Source organism: Acidovorax sp., assembly GCF_022763525.1.
Taxonomy (GTDB): Bacteria; Pseudomonadota; Gammaproteobacteria; order Burkholderiales; family Burkholderiaceae_C; genus Acidovorax.
This window is the reverse complement of sequence record NZ_JALEGG010000120.1, coordinates 1-19,079: the sequence shown is the minus strand read 5'-3', so window position 1 is coordinate 19,079 and position 19,079 is coordinate 1. Positions and strand designations below refer to the sequence as shown.

General features: G+C 69.3%; 22 protein-coding genes and 1 pseudogene. 9 read left to right on the top strand and 14 right to left on the bottom strand.

Features of this window, described 5'->3' with window-relative positions; translation table 11 throughout:
* Position 1: 1 nt before the first annotated feature.
* The 4 genes from MRY84_RS09565 to MRY84_RS09550 form a co-directional block, all read right to left on the bottom strand.
* Positions 2-1,066, bottom strand: coding sequence for a pirin family protein (locus tag MRY84_RS09565; protein WP_291505497.1), 1,065 nt, complete (start codon positions 1,064-1,066; stop codon positions 2-4).
* A 214-nt stretch (positions 1,067-1,280) separates the two neighbouring features.
* Positions 1,281-1,769, bottom strand: a complete 489-nt coding sequence (locus MRY84_RS09560) for a DUF1579 domain-containing protein (protein ID WP_291505496.1) — start codon at positions 1,767-1,769, stop codon at positions 1,281-1,283.
* Between the two features lie 46 nt (positions 1,770-1,815).
* A complete protein-coding gene (locus tag MRY84_RS09555) occupies positions 1,816-2,475 on the bottom strand; it encodes a glutathione S-transferase family protein (RefSeq protein WP_291505495.1) in 660 nt (219 codons plus the stop codon).
* 5 nt (positions 2,476-2,480) lie between these two features.
* A complete protein-coding gene (locus MRY84_RS09550) occupies positions 2,481-2,909 on the bottom strand; it encodes a VOC family protein (RefSeq protein WP_291505494.1) in 429 nt (142 codons plus the stop codon).
* Positions 2,910-3,016: 107 nt separating this feature from the next.
* On the opposite strand from MRY84_RS09550, the gene MRY84_RS09545 reads away from it, so the two are divergent.
* Positions 3,017-3,688: a TetR/AcrR family transcriptional regulator gene (locus MRY84_RS09545; RefSeq protein WP_291505493.1), complete on the top strand. Its 672-nt coding sequence runs from the start codon at positions 3,017-3,019 to the stop codon at positions 3,686-3,688.
* A 28-nt stretch (positions 3,689-3,716) separates the two neighbouring features.
* Here MRY84_RS09545 and MRY84_RS09540 read toward each other — a convergent pair whose 3' ends face one another.
* The 3 genes from MRY84_RS09540 to MRY84_RS09530 form a co-directional block, all read right to left on the bottom strand.
* The gene (locus MRY84_RS09540) at positions 3,717-4,538 is read right to left on the bottom strand and encodes a cupin-like domain-containing protein (RefSeq protein ID WP_291505492.1); all 822 of its coding nucleotides are present in this window, start codon (positions 4,536-4,538) and stop codon (positions 3,717-3,719) included.
* Entirely contained in the window at positions 4,538-5,995 is a 1,458-nt protein-coding gene (locus MRY84_RS09535; protein WP_291505491.1) for a metal-dependent hydrolase, read from the bottom strand. Before MRY84_RS09535 ends, MRY84_RS09540 begins: the two co-directional genes overlap by 1 nt.
* A gap of 208 nt (positions 5,996-6,203) precedes the next feature.
* The gene (locus tag MRY84_RS09530; RefSeq protein WP_291505490.1) at positions 6,204-7,229 is read right to left on the bottom strand and encodes a WYL domain-containing protein; all 1,026 of its coding nucleotides are present in this window, start codon (positions 7,227-7,229) and stop codon (positions 6,204-6,206) included.
* A 106-nt stretch (positions 7,230-7,335) separates the two neighbouring features.
* Here MRY84_RS09530 and MRY84_RS09525 point away from each other — a divergent pair, with 106 nt between their 5' ends.
* From MRY84_RS09525 to MRY84_RS09515, 3 genes are read left to right on the top strand one after another with little or no spacing between them, the layout of a single operon-like run.
* Positions 7,336-8,088, top strand: coding sequence for an NIPSNAP family protein (locus MRY84_RS09525; RefSeq protein ID WP_291505489.1), 753 nt, complete (start codon positions 7,336-7,338; stop codon positions 8,086-8,088).
* A 10-nt stretch (positions 8,089-8,098) separates the two neighbouring features.
* Positions 8,099-8,758: a glutathione S-transferase family protein gene (locus tag MRY84_RS09520; RefSeq protein ID WP_291505488.1), complete on the top strand. Its 660-nt coding sequence runs from the start codon at positions 8,099-8,101 to the stop codon at positions 8,756-8,758.
* 39 nt (positions 8,759-8,797) lie between these two features.
* The gene (locus MRY84_RS09515) at positions 8,798-9,337 is read left to right on the top strand and encodes a hypothetical protein (protein ID WP_291505487.1); all 540 of its coding nucleotides are present in this window, start codon (positions 8,798-8,800) and stop codon (positions 9,335-9,337) included.
* A 30-nt stretch (positions 9,338-9,367) separates the two neighbouring features.
* On the opposite strand, the gene MRY84_RS09510 is transcribed toward MRY84_RS09515, so the two are convergent.
* The 3 genes from MRY84_RS09510 to MRY84_RS09500 form a co-directional block, all read right to left on the bottom strand.
* Positions 9,368-9,790 (bottom strand): hypothetical protein, encoded by a 423-nt coding sequence (locus MRY84_RS09510; RefSeq protein WP_291505486.1) that lies wholly within the window; start codon positions 9,788-9,790, stop codon positions 9,368-9,370.
* A 43-nt stretch (positions 9,791-9,833) separates the two neighbouring features.
* Positions 9,834-10,862 carry an SDR family oxidoreductase gene (locus tag MRY84_RS09505; RefSeq protein WP_363317512.1) on the bottom strand — a complete coding sequence of 343 codons (1,029 nt, stop codon included), beginning with the start codon at positions 10,860-10,862 and terminating at the stop codon, positions 9,834-9,836.
* 155 nt (positions 10,863-11,017) lie between these two features.
* On the bottom strand, positions 11,018-11,926 hold the full coding sequence (locus MRY84_RS09500) for an oxidoreductase (RefSeq protein ID WP_291505514.1): 909 nt from the start codon (positions 11,924-11,926) through the stop codon (positions 11,018-11,020).
* 176 nt (positions 11,927-12,102) lie between these two features.
* On the opposite strand from MRY84_RS09500, the gene MRY84_RS09495 reads away from it, so the two are divergent.
* On the top strand, positions 12,103-13,089 hold the full coding sequence (locus MRY84_RS09495) for a LysR family transcriptional regulator (protein WP_291505484.1): 987 nt from the start codon (positions 12,103-12,105) through the stop codon (positions 13,087-13,089).
* Positions 13,090-13,134: 45 nt separating this feature from the next.
* Here the strand turns inward: MRY84_RS09495 and MRY84_RS09490 are convergent, their stop codons facing one another.
* The gene (locus tag MRY84_RS09490; RefSeq protein WP_291505483.1) at positions 13,135-13,734 is read right to left on the bottom strand and encodes an exopolysaccharide biosynthesis protein; all 600 of its coding nucleotides are present in this window, start codon (positions 13,732-13,734) and stop codon (positions 13,135-13,137) included.
* A 303-nt stretch (positions 13,735-14,037) separates the two neighbouring features.
* Between MRY84_RS09490 and MRY84_RS09485 the strand changes: the two genes are divergently transcribed.
* Positions 14,038-15,105, top strand: a complete 1,068-nt coding sequence (locus tag MRY84_RS09485; RefSeq protein ID WP_291505482.1) for a serine hydrolase — start codon at positions 14,038-14,040, stop codon at positions 15,103-15,105.
* A gap of 16 nt (positions 15,106-15,121) precedes the next feature.
* Here MRY84_RS09485 and MRY84_RS09480 read toward each other — a convergent pair whose 3' ends face one another.
* The gene (locus tag MRY84_RS09480) at positions 15,122-15,733 is read right to left on the bottom strand and encodes a DUF1439 domain-containing protein (RefSeq protein ID WP_291505481.1); all 612 of its coding nucleotides are present in this window, start codon (positions 15,731-15,733) and stop codon (positions 15,122-15,124) included.
* Between the two features lie 217 nt (positions 15,734-15,950).
* On the opposite strand from MRY84_RS09480, the gene MRY84_RS09475 reads away from it, so the two are divergent.
* Both MRY84_RS09475 and MRY84_RS09470 read left to right on the top strand, forming a co-directional pair.
* Positions 15,951-16,850, top strand: a complete 900-nt coding sequence (locus MRY84_RS09475) for an AraC family transcriptional regulator (RefSeq protein ID WP_291505480.1) — start codon at positions 15,951-15,953, stop codon at positions 16,848-16,850.
* 69 nt (positions 16,851-16,919) lie between these two features.
* Positions 16,920-17,834, top strand: a complete 915-nt coding sequence (locus MRY84_RS09470) for a DMT family transporter (protein WP_291505479.1) — start codon at positions 16,920-16,922, stop codon at positions 17,832-17,834.
* A 1-nt stretch (position 17,835) separates the two neighbouring features.
* On the opposite strand, the gene MRY84_RS09465 is transcribed toward MRY84_RS09470, so the two are convergent.
* Complete coding sequence (locus MRY84_RS09465) at positions 17,836-18,087, bottom strand: hypothetical protein (RefSeq protein ID WP_291505478.1); 252 nt, start codon at positions 18,085-18,087, stop codon at positions 17,836-17,838.
* A 160-nt stretch (positions 18,088-18,247) separates the two neighbouring features.
* Positions 18,248-18,760: a GNAT family N-acetyltransferase gene (locus MRY84_RS09460; protein ID WP_291505477.1), complete on the bottom strand. Its 513-nt coding sequence runs from the start codon at positions 18,758-18,760 to the stop codon at positions 18,248-18,250.
* 148 nt (positions 18,761-18,908) lie between these two features.
* Between MRY84_RS09460 and MRY84_RS09455 the strand changes: the two are divergent.
* Positions 18,909-19,079 (top strand): annotated as a pseudogene (locus MRY84_RS09455) (DNA-3-methyladenine glycosylase); the annotation flags it as partial.

The following is a 19,079-nucleotide window of genomic DNA, read 5'->3' as shown; positions in this document are numbered from 1 at the left end:
CCTACGCTCCGGCGGTGGCCGCCTCGGGGCTTTCTTCGTCAGACTGGCCCGGATAGCGCGCAAACCGCCGCGCCTCGGTGCCGTGCACCGGGTCCTGCTGGGGCCAAGGCCACCCGCCGAATTGGGTGCGGCGGTAGTCGTTCATGGCCTGCATGATCTCGGCCTGCGTGTTCATCACAAACGGGCCGTACTGCGCCACGGGCTCGCCGATGGGCCGCCCTTGCAGCACCAGGCATTCCACAGTGGTGGTGCCGGTGTTGGTCAGCAGCCAGTCCTCGGTGGCGCGCACCTGCAGCGCGGCGTGGCGGTCCACGTCCTGGGGGCCCACGCGCAGGCTGTCGCCCACGAAGAAATACAGCATGCGCTGCGTGCCGTCGCCCTGCGCGGCGGGCAGGGTCCACTCGGCGCCGGGGTCCAGGCGCAGCGTCCAGATGGCCACATCGCCCTCGGGCTGCGAGGCCCACGATTCGGGCGGCGGCGACAGCGGGTCGGGTGCGCCGGGCAGCGCACCGGCCACCACGGTGACGGTGGTGGCGCGGCCCGCGGCGTCGTGGTGCACCAGGCGCGGAATGCGCTCGTTCCACAGCATGGTGAAGTGCGGCGCCACCATCTTGCTCTTGGCAGGCAGGTTCAGCCAGATCTGGAAGAGCTCCAGCGGGTTGGGCTCATTCGCGTTCAGCAAGGGGAACATTTCGGAGTGCACGATGCCCCGGCCGGCTGTGACCCACTGCACATCGCCGCCGCCAAAGCGTGCAGCCGCGCCCAGCGAGTCCGAATGGTCGATGAGGCCCTTGCGCACGAGCGTCACGGTTTCAAAGCCGCGGTGCGGGTGGCCGGGGAAGCCCGGCACGGCGTCGCCGTGGTACATGCTCCAGCCGTCCTTGCCGCTGAAGTCGCTCCCGATCTGGCGGCCCTCCAGCGGCACGGCGGGCGCGAAGGCGCCGTTGCCGGCGGGGTAGGCATCGTCGTGGTGTGCGCAGAACAGGAACGGGTCCAGCGTGGGCCATTGCGGGCCCAGCAGCTGGGCGCGGACGATGGGGGTGGCGGCAGGGGCAGGTGAAGACATCAGGGGCTCCTTGGGTGGGCGCCGTCACCATCGGACGGCGAGCCTGTCGAATATGGAGCCAATGGTGCCTGAGCAGAAGTGCGGCCGGTGGAACAATGCGGTGCACCGCACAGGACAATCGCCCTGTGCTTGGGGAGTGCTGATCCCAGAATCCAAACCAGATGGGCCGCAAAGGCGCTTGAATCAAGCGCCATAAGCTATTAAAAAAATAGCTTTAAGCCGCCTTGCGGCGGTAGGTGGCCTGCATGATCTGGTTCCAGCTGCCGTCCGGCTGCTGGCCGAAGGAGGTCAGGGTGCGCTCGTTGGGGCCCACGAGGGTGATCACGTCGCGGTAGCGTGCGGTCTTGCCGTCGCCCTTGAAGCTGGGGCCTTCGGTTTCCAGCGTGAGCACCTTCTGGTCGGCATCCAGCGTGCCGCGGTAGACCCACATGTGGGTCATCATCGACCCCACCCAGGTGCCCAGGAACGCGTTTTTCTCCGGGTCGTAGCCCAAGGTCATCTGCATGCGGGCCTCTCCGCCGCCGGGCATGGTGCCCGTGCCTTCGAGGATCACCCACAGGTCGCCCAACGCGCGGACGTGCTCTGCGCCCACGGATTGCTCGGCCGGCTGGCCGGGCTGGGGGTCGCATTCAGAGGTGCTGGTCCAGTCGCCGAGCAGCTGCTGCAGCCAGCGGTGCATGGCATGGGGTTCGGGATTCATCATGTCAGTCTCCTTGAGTAGGGATGTGGGAGGGGCGCCATTCCGCCGCTCAATCGCGGTCTGGCGCTCCGAGGGGGAAGTAGTGGCGGTAAGGGCGTCCACCCTCCACGGCGCGTGCGAACGAGGGGCGCGCCAGCAACCGCGCCCGGTAGGCGCGCAGTTGCGGGTAGTCGGCAGCGATGGGGTGCGTCCAGTCGGCATAGAACAGCGCGGGCGCGGCGGCGCAATCGGCCAGGGTGAAGCGGTCGAGCGCGGCCCAGGTGCGGCCGGCCCATTCGCCCTCCAGCCAGGCATAGGCGGTCTCCAGCTTCTGTGTGGCCCAGGCCACGCCCTCTGCCCGCCGCTCCGCATTGCCGGTCAGTGCGGCGTTCACCGCGTGCTGCACGGGCGCCATCACATGCAGGTCGAAGAAGCGGTCCATGAACCGCACCTCCAGCGCCGCGGCAGGGTCCGGCGGTATCAGCTGCACGGGCCCCGGGTGCGCCAGCTGCAGGTGCTCGATCACGATGCTGCTCTCCACCACCGTGCGGCCACCGTCGACGAGAACCGGAAACTTGGCCAGGGGCCAGCGCCGCCGCCACTCGGCCGCGTGGTCGCCGGGCGCGCCGGGGTCGAGGTTGCGCAGCTCATACGGCGTGGCGTTTTCATGCAGCGCCGTCAGCACCTTCTGGGTGTAGGACGAGAAGGGGTGGCCATAGAGGGCAAGCATGGGCTTCATTCCGGCGCCACCACCATCCACGACACGCCAAAGCGGTCGGCCGCCATGCCAAAGGCCTGCGAGAAGAAAGTCTTGGTCAGGGGCATCTGTACCTGGCCGCCTTCGGCCAGCGCATCGAACAGGCGACGGGCCTCGTCGGCACTGGCAGGGCTCAACGCCAGCGAGATGCCTTCGAACTTGGCTTTGCCCGAGCCCATGCCGTCCGACGCCATCAGCGTGGTGTCGCCCACCGAGAACTCGGCGTGCATCACCATCTCGGGCGTGGGGCCGGCGCCGCTGCCATCGGCGCAACCCGGCGCGCTGGCGGGGTCGGGGTTGTCCTTGTAGCGCATGAGGACCTTGACTTGGGCGCCCAGCGCGCGGCGGTAGAAGTCCAGCGCTTCTTCACAGCGGCCTTCGAACATCAGGTAGGGCTCGACTTTCATGGTGTCTCCTGGAAAGGGTTCGTGAAAAAAAGGGTGTCGCATGCAATTGTGAACACCGTCCACAAACCATAGCAAAGATAATGGACGCTGTCCACATCCCCAAAAAAATGAGCGTAACGACCCGCAACACGCCCCCGCCGCCGTCCCCCGTCCCCACGGCTGCGCGCAGCACCTACCGCCACGGCGACCTGCGCCGTGCCTTGCTGGACGCCGGTATCGAACTGGCGCGCCAGGGCGGCCCCGACGCCGTGGTGCTGCGCGAGGCCACGCGCCGCGCGGGCGTGGCGCCCAACGCGGCCTACCGCCACTTCGCCAACCGGGACGATCTGCTGGGTGCCGTGCGCGCCGCTGCCGTGGCTGCCGCCGCCCACTTCATGGAGGCCGAGCTGGCCCAGGTGCCCGCCACCGGCACCGCCGCGCAGCAGGCCCACGCCAAGGTGCGCGCCGTGGGCGCGGGCTACCTGCGGTTTGCGCAGGCCGAAACGGGGCTGTTCCGCACCGCCTTTGGCGGCCGCTTTGCGGTGCAGCAGAACCCCGACCCCGCCATGGGCGGGGCCACGGGGCTCAACCCTTTTGAGCACCTGAGCGTGGCGCTGGATGATCTGGTGGCCGCCGGCGCCCTGCCCGCAGAGCGCCGCATGGGTGCGGAGTACCTGGCCTGGTCGACCGTGCACGGCATGGCGCTGCTGGCCATCGACGGCCCGCTGCGCGGCACGCCAGCGGCGATGCTGGATGCGCTGGGCCAGCGGCTGCTGGACATGGTGGAGCGGGGGATCTAAGAGCCTGTTCACGATCCCCAGGTGATCGTCAGCAGGCGTTAACCCGCTTCGGATGGCAGGTGCAATCGCCGCGCCGCCACAGGCCCGCTAGGTGCGCCCCGTGCACGGCCTGGCGCCACGCCCATTGCGCGTACACCACCGTGCGCGGGCCGAAAAAGCCACTCAGCAGCACGCTGGAGGTGTGGTTCGCCACCTCATGCCACCAGCGCGCGGGCACATAGATCACATCCCCCGGCTCCAGATCCACCATCCAGGCATCGCCTACAGCCACCCCGCGTTCCGCCACGGCATCCGCATTCAGCGACGCCAAGGCGGCCCAGCGGTCATGCTTGGCGGCAACCGCGCCCAGCCGCTCCACCACTCCGGGGCGCAGCAGATAAAAGCGCTTACGCCCCACCAGCTGCACGGCGAGGTTGTCGAGGTAGTCGTGGTGCAGGCCCGTTCGCGCCCCTGCAGGGCCGATCCAGGTCTGGGCATCGTGCAGCGCGCCGGGCGGAAACAGCTCTTGCGGGCGCACATCGGCGCGCAGCGCGGCAAAGGTGCCCAGCAGGTCGAATTCCTTGAGGTACAGCGGTGCCGCGCCCGGGGTGGCGGGCCCGTGCAAGGACCGCAGATAAGCCCCCAGGGTGGAAGCCTGAAACACGGTGGCATCCAACTCGCGGTTGCCTTGCACCAGCCGCACGGGAAGATCGGGGGCCAGCGCCTCCAGCCGCTCCCACGACCATTGCGCCACCGCCGGCCAATGGGCGGCGCGTTGACGAAACACACAGGGCTCCCCGCGTCGGAGGGCGTCGATCACGGAGCCCGTCTGCACCGCCAACGGCTCCCACGGGCCTGCCGGGCAGGCCATCACAGCATCCTGGCCAGGCATCGCTCCATGCCCCGCAACCAGGGCAAGGGCATGTGGCGCCACAGCGGCGCCAGGGACGACAACGGAATGCGTCCTCGCAACACCACCCCGTAGTCCAGCGATTCGGGGTGGGGAAAGTAGTCCGCCCTGCAGGCCACGATGGTCTTGAAGCCCTTTTTCCAGTAGTAGCGCAGCTGCGGGTCCAGCGGCGCACCGCGGTGCGTGGCGTAGACGTACGACTCCACGGGCGCGTGCGGTTCCATCTGGCGCCAGCGGGCGAGGCCCGGCACCGGCGAGCCCAGGTAGACCTGGCGCCATCCGGCCTTCAGCGCGCGCGGAAAGAAAAACGCAAAGATCGCCTCCACCCCCTGCGGGCTGATACTGCTCAGGCTGATGCCGAACAGGTCGCGGCTGGGTTGCGAGCCGCCCTGGCCGCCAATCTCCGCGCAATCGGCCCAGGTGCGGGCGCGCTGCAGCTGCTCCTCGGAAATGGGCTTGAGGAACAGCGAAGCCAGTGCCTCGCCGGTGTCGGGGCAGAACGCTCCCATGCACAACCGGGGGTGGGCCGCCATGCGCTGCGCCATGGCCTCGGCGCTGGCGGCCTGGCCGTCGTTCCACTTCTTGTGCTCCAGCACCAGCAAGCGGGGAATGTCCTGGGCCTGCAGCAGGCGTACCTGGATGCCAGCCACATCTGCCCGCAGGTCCGCATGCGCTGGCGGTGCCAGGCGGCCCAGGGGCAAGCCATAGCCCAGCCACCCCACGGCCATGCGGGCCAGGCCCGCGCCGTGCCGAAGCCCGAAGTCCGCCACGGACCGTACCCCTGCGAGCCAGCCCAGCCGACCCTGCGCGCGGTCGGTCCGGAAAAAGTCCCAGGTGTGGCACGCCACATCCCTCAGCAGGATCAGGGACGCCAGCACATACAGCCCCAGCCGGCGCCCGTAGCTCACCTGCCCCACCTCACGGAGCAGGCGCAACGCCACGCCGTGGTGCGCCACCTCTTCCTCGCAATGCCAACGCCACAGGTTGGACTGACGGGACGCGTCGTGAACCAGCCAGCCCCCGCCCCGCAGCGCCTGGCGGGAGACCAGCGCTGTCAGATATTCCAGCGCCGCCGCCAAGGCCAGCCGCTCCCTCCAGTCCAGCGCCTGCTCCAGGCCTTGCACGGCGCCTTCCATGCGAGCCTCCAAAGCCACGGCGTTGTAGCCCTGGCGGGCCAACTGCGCGTTGTACAAGCGATGCGCACGCTGGTGGGCTCGTTCCTCTCGCACGAACTGCGCCACCTCCGCCTTCAAAGGCGCCCCTTCGGGCAAGTGCGCGGCGGCGCCTTCCATCGCCCGGATCACAAACTGCTCCCCGGAGGGCAGCAGCAACGAAAACGCATTGAACAAATACGAACGAAAAGGGGTCCGGTTCCAAAACCGCTCAGGTTCCCCCGGCGCCACCACCACTGTTTGCATCACCGCAGGCCATTGATCAAAGGCTGCCGAAGGTAGGGGGGTTGCGTGTCGCGAATGTGACACCATCACCGAAGAACGCGGGCCGTGTGGCGCGCGGATGACGCACAGCGTCGGGAGACCTCCGGGGGGCGCTTTCAGGTCATATTGGCCGCCAGCGCTGGTCCACAAAGCGCTACCAGCTATGAAAATGGAAGCGGCGGTGTTCCCTTCAGGGATAGGTCAAACCGTACAAGCGTGCCGTGGCCCGCATGCGCTCCACCAGCGCGCGGCGCAACGCGACAGGCCGCAGCACCTCCACCTGGGGAGACAGCCGCATGAGTTGCCCGCAAGCATGTTCCACCGATTCGATGGGAATGGTGACGGGCACGCGCCCGTCCTTGCGGCGCGATGGCGGGGCGGCAGCCACCGCGCGCCCCACGGCACTGCTGAGCGCCCGCAGGCCCTGAAGCCCTGCGGGCGTGGCCAGCAACGCGGCCTCGCCGGTGTAGATCCCAGATTCAAAGCGCTGAATCGACTGCGCCCAATAACCGGCCAAGTCAAACCGCGCGGGGCGGCGCACCGGCGTGGCCAGCGGCGCGGCTGCAAGGATGTTCGACACCCGGTAGGTGCGCGCTTCGCGCCCTGCGCCACTCGCCACTTCAGCGGGCGCCGCCACCAGGTACCAGACCCCCGCCTTGAGCACCAGGCCCAGCGGGCTCACCGTGCGCTCCACGGTGTCTTTCCAGCTCTCGTAGCGCATGCGGATCTGGTGGCCGCTCCACACGGCGGCCGCCACGGTGGCCAGATGGGGCGTGGGCTCGCTTTCGCGGTACCAGTCCACCGGGTCCAGGTGCAGGCGCGCGCTCACGCGCTGGGCATCCTCGCGCCACGCTGCGGGCAGCGCAGCCAGCAGTTTCAGGCGCGCACCCTCCACGTCGCCGCCCAGGCCCAGGTCCTGCGCGGGGCCGGGCAGGCCGCTCAGGAACACGGCCTGGGCCTCCGAGGGGGTGAGGCCGGTGAGCGTGGTCTTCCAGCCGGGCAGCAGCGCAAAACCGCCGTGGCGGCCGCGCTCGGCATAGATGGGAACGCCGGCGGCGCTGAGCTGGTCCACGTCGCGGTAGAGCGTGCGCACCGAGACTTCCAGGGCATCGGCCAGCGCTTGCGCGCTCATCCGGCCCCGGGTCTCGAGCAGCATCTGGAGCGAAAGCAGGCGGCTGGCGCGCATGGTGGCGGCGGGTGGTTTGGGGGGGCGCACGGAGGCGATGGCAAAAGATACTCCAAATACCTGCCATGCCTTGGCAGGTATTGCAGCGCAGACTGCGGGCATGACGGTGTTTTCCGTGTCCCACTTGAGAAATCCCATGCAAGAACCCTCTGCCTTGGCATCGCCACCATGCGAAGACTGCGCCGTGGTCGAACTGCGCCAGTACACGCTGCACCCGCACCAGCGGGAGGTGCTGATCGACCTGTTCGACCGTGAGTTCGTGGAAACCCAGGAGGCGCACGGCATGCGCGTGCTGGGGCAGTTCCGCGACCTCGATCGTCCCGATTTCTTCGTGTGGCTGCGCGGCTTCGCCGACATGCCCGCTCGCCACCGCGCGCTGGACGGCTTCTATGGCGGACCCACCTGGGCCGCGCACCGCAACGCGGCCAACGCCACGATGATCGATTCGGACAACGTGCTGCTGCTGCGTCCGGCATGGCCCGGTGCGACCGCTGCGCTGCCCCAGCATCCACGCCCCGCTTCGGGTGCCACCGGGCCGGCCCCCGGCATGCTGGCCGCCACCGTATTCCACCTGCGCGAGCCGGCCCCGTCCGCGCTCATGGACTTCTGCCGCGACCACCTGACCGCCGCGCTGCAGCGTGGCGGCGCCCACCGTGTGGGCTGGCTGTGCACCGAGGCCAGCGCCAATACTTTTGTGCGCCTGCCGGTGCGCGAAGGCGAGCACGTGCTGCTGGCCCTGGCACTGTATGGCGAGGAGGTCCCGTTGGAGGCCCTGGCGGCCAGCGCTGCCGGGTTGTGCGGCGCTGCGCCGGCCCTTGCCGAGGCGCTGGCCCGCGAGCCCGAAATCCTGCGCCTGCAGCCCACCGCCCGCTCGGCCCTCCATGGCTGATAAGCCGCACATGACCTCGCCCAACGACCCGCCTGGGCTGCCGGCCCCGCGGCTGGAAACGCCCGTGTCGCCGCTGCTGCTGTATGGCGCCGTGGACTCGGGCCATTCGTACAAGGTCCGCCTGCTGCTCTTGCTCACGCGCACGCCGCACCGCTACCAGCGCATTGCGCTCGACGTACCCCGGGCCGACCGTCCCGCCGCTTTCGTGGCGGCCAGCCGGTATGGCGAGGTGCCCGTGCTCGTGGAGGGGGACGTGGCTTGGTGCCAGTCCGACGCCATCCTGCTGCACCTGGCACTGCGCACGGGCGCTTTCGGCGGGCTCCCGGGGGAACACGGCGCCATCGTGCAATGGCTGTTCTGGGAGGCCAACCGCATTGGCTTCAGCGTGCCCAACCTGCGCTTTGCGCGGCGCTGGGCACCTCAGCCAGCGCAGGTGATGGCTTACTTGCGGGACCGTGCCGAGGCGGACCTGCAGACGCTGGATGCCACGTTGGCGCGCAACGAATTCCTGGTGCCCTCCGGGCCGACCGTCGCCGACCTGGCGTGCTCGGCTTATCTCTTCTGGCTTGACCAGGCCGGCTTTGCGCCCACTGCTTACCAGGAGGTCGCGCGCTGGCTGAACGCCCTGCGTGCCCTGCCGGGCTGGACGCATCCCGACGAGGCACTTTGACCTTCACACCCCGTTTCTTCCACCCTCAACGCCATCACCATGACCTCTGCCGCCACCCCTACCCCTTCCGCCGATCCGTGCGACACCCGCTGCGCGGGCGCCCGCGACTTCGACTTCCTTCTGGGCCCCTGGGCCATCCGCAACACCCGGCTGGTGCGGCGCCTGGCCGGCTGCACCGAGTGGGAGACTTTCGACGCCACGGGCCACGCGCGGCTGTTACCCGGTGGCATTGGCAACTACGACGACTTCGTGCCTGCCGCGTGGAAGCCGGGTTACGTGGGCATGTCGCTGCGCGTGTTCAGCCCGGTCTCGCGGCAGTGGAGCATCTACTGGCTGGACAACGCCACCGGTGGCGTGGATGCCGCCACCGGCCTGCTGCATCCGCCCGTGGTGGGCGGCTTTGTGGACGGCAAGGGCCTCTTCAACGGCCAGGATGTGCTGGACGGCCGGCCCATCCAGGTGCAGTTCGAATGGTCACGCATGCACACCGGCACGCCGCGCTGGCAGCAGTCGTTCTCGGCCGACGGAGGCCGCACCTGGGAGATGAATTGGGTGATGGAGTTTTCGCGGCCGGTGTGATCGGCTGCTGGGGCGTGTCCGCCTGGGTTCCTACACCTGTGGGTCAATGGCCCGCTCACCGCGGCCCAGCGGATCCAGCGTCACTTCCAGCCGGGGTGCATCGGCCAGGTCCGGCCGCTCGGCGCCGCCCAGGTCCTCCAGCGCGGTGAACTGGCCGTCCAGGAACAAGAAGGTCGTCGTCTGCGCAATGTGCGCCAGGGCCTCTTGCGCGTCGGCAAAGCCGCTGCCGGTGGCTTTGTCCCCATCGAGCAGATACGAATAGGTACCCCCTTCGCTGTCTTGCGACAGCCGGCCCAGGTCCACGAGCTTTTGCTTGACATTGCTCGCGTACACGCGGCCCTTGAGCGCATACAGCACAAAGGGCACGCCCGGCGGCGCGCCCGTGGCCGCAGCCGATTCGGCCTTGGTTGCCGAGGACGCAGGTGATGCATCGGGCGAAGAGGCTGAGGACATGGAAGTGGGTGATGCGGAAGAACGGTTCACGAAAAGCTCCTTGCTACGGTCGGCGGCGCGCGGCCCACACCCCCAGTGCCAGCCCGGCCACGCCCAGGGCTGCCGCCAGGCCCGCGCTCTGGCGCCGCGCACGGCGCCGCCCGCCTTCGATGCTGGTGCCGCGGGAAGGGTCGAAAAGATTGCCATCGCTCTGCGGCACGGGACGCGCGCTGCGCAGGGCGCGCTCGGTGACCCAGCGCATGGCCGCACCCAGGCGCTCGGGCGCCAGCGCATGGGCCAGGCGGCCGGGGGTGGCGCCGGCGCCCATCCAGGTCACGGCGCGCGGGCGGTCGGCCAATGCCACGATGGCCTCGGCCACGCGGTGCGGGTCGAGCAGCGGAATGCGCGGCTGCAGGTTGCGCCCCGTGTAGTTCGCTCCGTGCGCGAGACCGGGCGAATCCACGAACGTGGGCGCCACATCGCATACATGCACGTGCGGCAAGTCGGACACCTCGGCACGCAGCGCCTCGGACAATCCGCGCAGGCCGAACTTGCTGGCCGTGTACGCGGCAGCGTAGGGCGACGGAATCCAGCCGCCCACCGAAATCATGTTGATCAGCGTGCCCTGCCCACGCTCCCGAAAGTGCTGCAGCGCTGCGTGCGCGCCGTGCAGGTGGCCCAGCAGGTTGGCCTCCACCACGCGCCTGTGTGCGGCCAGGGGCGTTTCGTCAAACCGGCCTACCGCGCCCACGCCCACCCCGTTCACCCAAATGTCGATGCGCCCGTGGTGGCGCAGCGCCGTGTCGGCGAGGCGGGCTACGGCCTGGGCATCCGTCACATCGGTGGGTACACCCAGCGCCGCTGTCGCGCCGGCCTCGCGGCAGGCCATGGCCACCGGCGCCAGTGTGTCGGCATTGCGCGCCGCCAGCACCAGACGAGCACCCCGCCGCGCAAAAGCCAGCGCGGTAGCGTGGCCAATGCCGCTGGAGGCGCCGGTTAGGACCACCACGGGGGCTCCGGCAGCATCCGCTTGCGCAGCGGTGCGTAGTGTGGAGAACGAAGGCGGGGAGGCAGAGTAGGTAGAGCTGGCCATGGGAGAGCGGGGGACAAATCGCGAGCGGGCAGCCTGTGACACTGCCATCACCTGTTGTAGCTTGCTGTGGCCCCGCAGGCTGTAGGACGGCGGCGGGAACCCAGCCAAGAAAAGGGGCCGGGCAGGCCGGTCGATTCAAGCCCGTCTCTGTGGCTTCAGGCCGCGCGTTGCCCGGCCGGCTCCGGGTAGTCGGTGGAAGCGGCCAGGGCACGCCACTGTGCGGTTTCCCGTGCCACGAACGCGTGTTTGTCGGCGATGGCTTGCAGCGTATCTGTGCCCAGCGGCAGGCGCAGCGGAGGCGCTGGGCTGGCCGCCAGTTGCATCATGGCCTGTGCCAGCCGCTGCGGGTCGCCGGGCTGATTCATGTTGATGCGGCGCGCAGCCTCGCGCACGGCGCCTGCGCTAGCAGCGTAGTCGCTGAGCACCTGCGGTGACACGGCCAGCGACGCGCCGTCCAGGAACTCAGTCCGGAAGTACCCCGGCTCCACCACCGTGGTGTGGATGCCGAGCGGGGCCAGTTCGGCATGCAAGGCTTCGCTGATGCCCTCCACCGCAAACTTGGTGGAGCAGTACAGCCCGAATCCCGCCGCCGATTGGACGCCGCCCAGCGACGAGATGTTGATCACGTGGCCCGCCCTTTGCGCGCGCATGGCGGGCAGCACGGCCCGGGTGACGTTCAGCAGGCCGAACACGTTGGTGTCGTAGAGCCTGCGCACTTCGTCGGCTGTGGCTTCTTCCACCGCGCCCAGCAGGCCATAGCCGGCGTTGTTGACCAGCACATCGATGCGGCCAAAACGTTCCAGCGCAGCGGTCGCCACGTGGCGCGCCCGGGGCTCGTCGGTCACGTCCAGCGCCAAGGGCAGCAGCGCATCGCGCTCGCCAAAGCGCTGGCGGATCGCTGCGACGTCGCGCGCGGTGGCGATGACGGCGTCGCCCTGCGCCAGCGCTGCCTCGACGATACAGGCGCCGATGCCGCGCGACGCGCCGGTGATCAGCCACGTGCGCCGCCGGGACGTGGGCGAAGGGGTTGCGGCCGAAGTGTTTTTGGGTGTGGGAGAAGGCATGGATGAGAAGGTCATGTTGAATCCTTGAGTTGATTTCGAGCGCCGGGTGGGCGGGGCACTGCAGAAGTCCTGGCGTTGCCCACGGCGTGAAATGTAGGCACCGTATTGGCATAGCACTAGCCCATAATTCCGGGATTCATTCGCAAGTAAAACTTGTCAATCAACCAGTCGCGTCCATGGCCATCAATGAACTGCGCGCGATCGCCAACTTTGTGAAAGCGGCCGAGTTGGGGAGCCTGCGCCAGGCGGCGGCTGCGCAGGGCATCACGCCCCAGGCTTCCAGCCAGCTGCTGGTGCAGCTCGAAGCGCACCTGGGGGTGCGGCTGTTTCACCGCACCACGCGCAGCCTGGGCCTCACGGAGGAGGGGCGGCAGTTCCTGGCCGAGGCCCAGCCTGGCTTGGCCACGCTGCAGCGCGCCGTGCAGGGCGCCCGGCGCGGCCGCGAAGAAATGGCCGGGCCGCTGCGCATCGTGGCACCCCGCTCCATCCTGCTGGAGGTGGTCTGGCCCGTGCTGGATGCGTTTTGCCGCCGCCACCCGCTGGTGGAGCCCGATGTGCAGCTTGATGACCGCATTGGCAACTGGGTGGAGGACCGGGTGGACGTGGGTTTCCGCTCCGGCCATCCGCCGGAAGGCGGCGTGGTGGCGCGGCGCTTGCTCACGCTGCAGCTGGTGGTGTGCGCTGCCCCGGCCTATATCGCGCGGCACGGCATGCCAGCGCGCATCGAAGACCTGGCGCACCACCGCTGCAGCGGCTTTCGCCACCCGTCCACTGGCAAACCCATGCCCTGGGAGTTCCGTGTGGGCGAGGAGATCGTGGCCCACGCGGTACCCGCGCATTTCTGCACCAACGACGTGGAAGCCGAGGCGCGCGCGGTGCTGGGTGGGCATGCCATCGGGCAGCTGGTGGGCACCACCGCCGCTCCGTTGGTGCGCAGCGGCCAGCTGGTGCCGCTGCTCACCGAGCATGTGGCCGAGCACCTGGGCTTGTTCGTCTACTACGGCAGCCGCGCGGCGCTGCCGGCCCGGGCGCGGGCCTTCATTGACCTGGCGGTGGAAATGGTGGCCAACAACCCGGCGTACACCTTGGCGCCTCGGGAGCTGGCAAGGGCCGCTGTGCAGCCCCGCCGGCGCGTCCCTCGCAGCGTTGGCGGCCGGCCGTGATCCCGTTGACCGTCGCGCGACCCCTGCGAGGTCGTGAACAGGCTCTCAGAGCACGAGCGACACCAGCACCCAAACGGCGCCGCACGCAAGCAGCGAGGCCACCACCATGAGCGCACCATCGCGCACCAGCAGCGCCAGGCCGATCAGCGCGATCGCCCCCATGGGCGCGGAGCTGGCAAAGGGGAACAGCTCCAGCGGCGGCACCAGCAGCGCCAGGCCGATGCAGGCCAGGGCGGCCACGCGCATGCCCACCCCCGAGGTCAGCGCGCGCAGGCGGCCATGAAACCACCGGTCCATGCGCTGCGCCATCGGCCGCACCGCTGACACCAGCCGCGTGAGGCGTCGGGCACCGAGCCCGCGCCGTGCAAGCCATGCAGGAATCCAGAGGTGCCTGCGACCCAGCAGCATTTGCAGCGCAAACAACGCCACCAGCGCGGCCAGGGCCGTGGGAACGCCCGGCACCCCGCCGACGGGCGAGAGCTCGATCAGAGCGGGCACGATCAGAAAGGGTCCGTAGCTGCGCGAGCCGACGGCATCGACCATGTCGGCCACCACCACCCGGCTGTCCTGCCGGGCCAGTTCCTCGAAGCGATCCAGAATGTCGCTCAGGGATTCGGGGCGGTGCGCGTGGGGCTGCTGCGTCATGGGCCGAGCATGTCCACGCGTGCGGGGCAGTCCTGCCAGACGGGGGCGCATGGCGGTGTGGGAAACCAGGGTGCAGCCGTCGCCCGGATCCGGCGCTGACAGGTACCCGCCCCTCCAGGTCTGGACGGGGCACAGTGCTGGGGCAGCAGCCCCGCTCATCCCGCCGCTGATTCGCTTATGCACCGCAGCGATGCCCCGCCCTGCTCCTACACTGCGGCGCGCGGTCCAGCACGGATCAGGCCGGCTCCATGAAAACTGCCGGGGCCGGGCTGGAGCCGCCCACCAAGAACAACAGGAGACACGATGACGCATTTTCGGAGCCTGGGCCTCGCGGCCTGCCTCTTCCTCGGCGCCATGGCTGCGCCCGCCCAGGCACAGTCCGCCCCCGCAGCGGTGCGCGCGCCGCAGGCCACAGAACATGCGCTGGATGCGGCGGCATTCCAGCGGCTGGATGCCGTGCTGGCGGCTCAGCTCACCGACGTGCAGAGCGCCGTGGTGATGCTTGGCGGCCGTGTGGTCTACAGCTTCTACCGCGACGGGAACCCGGGTCGGCTGCACGACACGCAGTCGGTTGCCAAAACTGCGGTGTCCGTGCTCATCGGAACGGCCATCGCACAAAAGCACATTGCGGGCGTGGACCAGCCGGTTGTCGAACTCATGCCCGAATGGCAGGCCGCCAACAGCGACCCGCGCGCCGCCCGCATGACACTGCGCCATCTGCTCACCATGACCAGCGGCTTTGCCATCGACGATCCCGCTGGAACGGCGCGCCCCCTCAGCCCGCGCGACGCCTGGGCTCGCCCCTTGGCCCACGAACCCGGCCAGGCCTTTGCGTACGACAACTCGGTGGTGCCGATGCTCATGGCCATCCTGCAAAAAGCCACGGGCCAGCCTGTGGCGGACTATGCGCGCCAGCACCTGGTGGAACCCCTGGCCATGGAGAACCCTTCGTACGACCGCGGCCTGGCCCTGCGCACGGCCGACATGGCCAAGCTCGGCCAGCTGTACCTGGACCACGGTGCCTGGGGTGGGCGGCACCTTGTTCCCGCCGACTACGTGGCCGCGTCCACCCAGGCGCAGAACGCGGGCGGCCGGCCGGTGGGGCTGTCGTATGGATATTTGTGGTGGGTAGTGCCCGGGCCGGCACCGCGGCCCACCTTCATGGCCAACGGTTGGGGCGGCCAGTTCATCTGGGTCCATCCAGCGTTGAACCTGGTGGTGGCCGCCACGTCCACCGCCTCGGTCGAAAGCAACCAGCGCGGCCATGCACTGCAACTGATCCGCCAGCATGTGTTCCCGGCAGCGCAGCAACGCGTGGCGGGTGACCGCGTGCCGTTGACCATGAAAGAAGCCAGCACAGCCCCGAACTGAAGTGGGGCTCTGCCTCTCACTGAGGCGGTTTTTGCACGAAGCCCACCACCAGCCCCTTGTCCGTGACGGTGATGGGCCCGGGCTGCAGGCCCATCGCGTCGAACAGGGCCGTGTCCTGCGGGCGCAGCTGGTGCAGCGTGACCTCCCCCAGCGACTGCGCGGCCAGCGCCGGGCCGTAGGCGTTGAGCAGCTCGGTCACCGAAGGCTTCAGGCTGGGGAAATCCAGCCGTCCGAGCTGGATCTGGTGCGCGCGCAGCGTGCGGTCGCTGGGTTCGTAGCGCAACGCAAACTCCACGTCGAAGCTGCCGGCATGGCTGCGGCGCAGCGCCGGCCCGGCGGCGTTGACGGCCATGAGCGCGCCCAGCCGGTTCGCGGCGGGCACCAGCCGCAACTGCGGCGCCTGCAGGGTCAGGTCGATCAGGCCCTGCACGGGAACGCTGCGCGGAAACTTCTGCGCCACCACCTCATGCAATTGCGCGAGCGATACGGTATAGCTGGGCTGTGCCTGCACGCAGGGGGCGGCCAGCACTCCGGCCACCAGCGCCACGGTGCAGGCTGCTGCGCGTTGCATGAATGCCCTGCGCGGCGTGTTCGTGGCAAGTGGGGTGGACGAAGTGGCTGAGTTCATCGGTGGCTCCTTGGGATGCTTTGCAGGACTCGAACGCTAAGTGTGCGCTGCGCATCGGGACACCCTCCCGGGCGCGAACACCCTCAAGCAACGCAGCAATAGCCGAAGCTATTGCCAGGTTTTGCTTGCGCGGCAGACCGCCCGAGATCGCCGACGCACGTGGCGCGACGATTCGTACAGAGCGTCCCTCGTGATGCGGTCCGCAATAATCGCGGCCATGGCGCCTGTTCCCCACCATCGCTCGGAGGTCTTCGGATCGCCCTGGAAGGGTGTGTACTGCACGCACATCGAAAGTTCCCGCCATTTCGGTAAACACTGGCACGCGGTGTATGGGCTGGGCCTGCTGGTCCAGGGGGCGCAGCGATCGGCCAGCGCGCGCGGGCCCGTGGAGGCCTTTGCGGGCGATCTGATCACCACGAACCCGGGCGAGGTCCATGACGGGCAACCCCTGGGCGTGGATACGCGCCGGTGGCGCATGGTGTACATCGAACCAGAGGTGCTGCAGCCACAGGGCGAGCCCGACGCCTGCGCGGCCGGCGTCGATCTGGTCCGCCCCGTCATCCAGGATGCCGCTCTGGCGCAGGTGCTGGCCACCCTGCTGGACCGCATCGCCTGCTGGAACACCCATCGCCCCCGCGGGGCTGCTGCCGCAGACGAACTGGCGTGCGAGGAATCGTTGGCCCAGGTCACCGCCCTGCTGCTGCAGCGTCACGCCAGTACACCAGCCCTTTCACGGGACGTCGCTGCGCGCGGGCCGGCGCCGTCGAGCCAGCTGCGCCAGATGCGGCAGCTTCGCCAGGTGCGCGAATGGCTGGCCGATGCGCCGCTGGATCCACCCACGCTCGCGCAGATGGCCGCAGGCGTAGGCCTGAGCCGCTACCAGTTGCTGCGCCGCTTTGCCGACGCCTACGGCCTGCCGCCACACGCGTGGCTGCTGCAGCAGCGCGCCGAGCGCAGCCGCCACCTGATACGCCACGGCGCAAGCCTGGCCGATGCCGCGGCGGCCAGCGGCTTTGCCGACCAGAGCCACATGACGCGCATCTTTGCGCGGCAGTTTGGTTTCACGCCGGGCGCGTGGCAGAAGGCCACCCAGGCTACTTCTGTCGCTGCGCAATAACGTTCAAGACCCCAAGCTCCGCCACGCCGAAACTCCCGCCGATTCATCACGTTGGCGAGGTGGTTTGCAATGTCGGATTCGTTCAAGGGCCAGCTGCTGTGCAGCCTGGCCATGGTGCTCGTGGGCAGCACGGTGGTGGCCAGCAAGGTCATCGGGGAGGATATCGAGCCCTTTCTGGCCACGGTGCTGCGGCATGCGCTGGCGCTGCCCCTGTTCTTTGGGCTGATGCGCTGGCGGGGGCAGCGCCTGCCCCGCGTGGATCGGCGCGATGCGGTGCTGCTGCTGGTGCAGGCGGCGGCGGGCAGTGTGGGTTACTCCGTGCTGCTCATCCTGGGCGTGACGCTGGCCAGTGCGTCCGACGCGGGCATCGTGGCCGGCACCCTGCCTGCCGCCGCGGCCCTGTTCTCGGCCCTGCTGCTGGGCGAGCGGCCGGGCTTGCGCCTGGTGGTGGCGATTGTGCTGGCCACGCTGGGTGTGATGGCCGTGGCCTTCACGCCCGATGCGGATGCGGGCGCTGGCGGTGCCGCGGGCGTCCAGCGGCTCGCAGGCATCGCGCTCGTGCTGGCGGCCGTGGTGTCCGAGGCGGTGTTCATCCTGGCCAACAAGCGCCTGTCACGGCCCATTCCGGCGCTGGCCCTGTCCACGCTGATGTCGGCCGGCGGCCTGCTGTTGTCGCTGTTGCCCGCCGCGTGGCTGGCAGTGCGGGGCAACGGTACATCGGCGCTGACCGCACCCGCGCTCCTCGGGGTGGTGTATTACGCCTGGGTGCCCACCGTCGGCGGGTTCTTGCTGTGGTACGCCGGCAGTGCGCGCACCAGCGGCGTACGCGCCTCGTTGGCCACCGTGTGGCTGCCGGTGTCCGCCCTGGCGCTCTCGGTGGGCCTGCTGGGCGAATCGGTGCGCGCGTGGCAGTGGGCGGGGCTCGGTTGCGTGCTGGCGGCCATGGTGCTGGCCGCCACCGCTACCGGGAAGGAAAGCGGGTAGCTTAGCGGCCCACTACAGACCAGCCCGCCTTCTGGTTGTTCTTGTCGTTCTCATACTCCCAGGCCGTGCCGCAGCGATCGCACACGTAGCGGGTGATGGTGACGGGGCCGCCATCGCGGTCTTCCTTGCGGTTGCCGCGCTGCACCAGCTCGGCATGGCCGGGGGCCTTGCGCCAGTTGCGCTGGATGCCCTGGCAGGGCTCGCACAGCGCCATGGGTTTGAGTTCGTTCAGTCGGGCCAGGTCTTTGGTCATGGGAGGTCGCCTTGGGTGTTGCGGTGGCGCGCGCGGGACGTGCGGTGGGGCGGCTACTGTAAGCCACTGGCGCGGTGCGTGGCAGTGCGCCAGCCGGTCTTCCTATCAAAATGGCCTGTAGCGCTTGTTGGGAAGGCGCAGGCAGCTATCAAAAAAGGAGCTACAGCGTGCTGCCCAGCGCTTTCGCCATGCGTGCGTTGTGCAGCACGAGGCCCTGGCGCTCAACCTGCTGGCGCGCCTGCACGGTGAAGCCGCTGGCTGCAAAGAAGGGTTCCGCTGCCAGGCTCACATCGGCCTGCAGCTGGACGATGCCATGCTCGGCTGCCCAGTCATGGATGTGCGCCATGAGCGCACGGCCCACGCCGCGGCGCGCGTATGCCGGGGAGACAAAGAACATGTCGATGTACCCCGTGGGCTGCAGGTCGGCAAACCCCGCGATGGCGGGGGTGGCGGCGCAGTCGACTTGCGCAATGAATGGCTGGTTCGCCTGCAGGCGCTCGGCCCACTGGGCGGGATCGTGCTCTAGGGGCGCCCACGCCTGCAGCTGCGTGGGGCTGTAGTGCGTCGATGCCAGGCCGTGGACGGACGCATGGAACACCGCGCGCAGCGCCGCCTCGTCACCGGGGCGAAAGGGGCGGATGTGGACTGAGAGCTGGTCGGCGGGCTGGGTCATGGTGTATCGCGCTGTGGCACAACGGGCAGGCTGCGGCACGGGAAAAGCGCGCGATTGTGCCTCAGAGTGCCGGCGTAGGCCGCAGAGCACAAGACAATGCGCCGCACATCCGGGCCACCGGCTTCGCGCCGCGCCTACCATTGCCCGCATGTGCCCTACGCGCGCCACCGCCCCGCCTGCGCCTTGTCCATCGTTGACCTCACCCTTGACCCTGGCCTTGATCGACTTCTCCGCCCCCGCCCATGAGGTGGCGCGCCGCCTCATCGGCGTGACGCTGCTGGTGGACGGGGTGGGCGGGCGCATCGTCGAGACCGAGGCG

Excerpts from the sequence above, each read along its gene's own strand:
- MRY84_RS09565 (WP_291505497.1), bottom strand. The coding sequence starts at position 1,066 with ATGTCTTCACCTGCCCCTGCCGCCACCCCCATCGTCCGCGCCCAGCTG.
- MRY84_RS09560 (WP_291505496.1), bottom strand. The coding sequence starts at position 1,769 with ATGATGAATCCCGAACCCCATGCCATGCACCGCTGGCTGCAGCAGCTG.
- MRY84_RS09555 (WP_291505495.1), bottom strand. The coding sequence starts at position 2,475 with ATGCTTGCCCTCTATGGCCACCCCTTCTCGTCCTACACCCAGAAGGTG.
- MRY84_RS09550 (WP_291505494.1), bottom strand. The coding sequence starts at position 2,909 with ATGAAAGTCGAGCCCTACCTGATGTTCGAAGGCCGCTGTGAAGAAGCG.
- MRY84_RS09545 (WP_291505493.1), top strand. The coding sequence starts at position 3,017 with ATGAGCGTAACGACCCGCAACACGCCCCCGCCGCCGTCCCCCGTCCCC.
- MRY84_RS09540 (WP_291505492.1), bottom strand. The coding sequence starts at position 4,538 with ATGGCCTGCCCGGCAGGCCCGTGGGAGCCGTTGGCGGTGCAGACGGGC.
- MRY84_RS09535 (WP_291505491.1), bottom strand. The coding sequence starts at position 5,995 with ATGCAAACAGTGGTGGTGGCGCCGGGGGAACCTGAGCGGTTTTGGAAC.
- MRY84_RS09525 (WP_291505489.1), top strand. The coding sequence starts at position 7,336 with ATGCAAGAACCCTCTGCCTTGGCATCGCCACCATGCGAAGACTGCGCC.
- MRY84_RS09520 (WP_291505488.1), top strand. The coding sequence starts at position 8,099 with ATGACCTCGCCCAACGACCCGCCTGGGCTGCCGGCCCCGCGGCTGGAA.
- MRY84_RS09515 (WP_291505487.1), top strand. The coding sequence starts at position 8,798 with ATGACCTCTGCCGCCACCCCTACCCCTTCCGCCGATCCGTGCGACACC.
- MRY84_RS09510 (WP_291505486.1), bottom strand. The coding sequence starts at position 9,790 with ATGTCCTCAGCCTCTTCGCCCGATGCATCACCTGCGTCCTCGGCAACC.
- MRY84_RS09505 (WP_363317512.1), bottom strand. The coding sequence starts at position 10,862 with ATGGCCAGCTCTACCTACTCTGCCTCCCCGCCTTCGTTCTCCACACTA.
- MRY84_RS09500 (WP_291505514.1), bottom strand. The coding sequence starts at position 11,926 with ATGCCTTCTCCCACACCCAAAAACACTTCGGCCGCAACCCCTTCGCCC.
- MRY84_RS09495 (WP_291505484.1), top strand. The coding sequence starts at position 12,103 with ATGGCCATCAATGAACTGCGCGCGATCGCCAACTTTGTGAAAGCGGCC.
- MRY84_RS09490 (WP_291505483.1), bottom strand. The coding sequence starts at position 13,734 with ATGACGCAGCAGCCCCACGCGCACCGCCCCGAATCCCTGAGCGACATT.
- MRY84_RS09485 (WP_291505482.1), top strand. The coding sequence starts at position 14,038 with ATGACGCATTTTCGGAGCCTGGGCCTCGCGGCCTGCCTCTTCCTCGGC.
- MRY84_RS09480 (WP_291505481.1), bottom strand. The coding sequence starts at position 15,733 with ATGAACTCAGCCACTTCGTCCACCCCACTTGCCACGAACACGCCGCGC.
- MRY84_RS09475 (WP_291505480.1), top strand. The coding sequence starts at position 15,951 with ATGGCGCCTGTTCCCCACCATCGCTCGGAGGTCTTCGGATCGCCCTGG.
- MRY84_RS09470 (WP_291505479.1), top strand. The coding sequence starts at position 16,920 with ATGTCGGATTCGTTCAAGGGCCAGCTGCTGTGCAGCCTGGCCATGGTG.
- MRY84_RS09465 (WP_291505478.1), bottom strand. The coding sequence starts at position 18,087 with ATGACCAAAGACCTGGCCCGACTGAACGAACTCAAACCCATGGCGCTG.
- MRY84_RS09460 (WP_291505477.1), bottom strand. The coding sequence starts at position 18,760 with ATGACCCAGCCCGCCGACCAGCTCTCAGTCCACATCCGCCCCTTTCGC.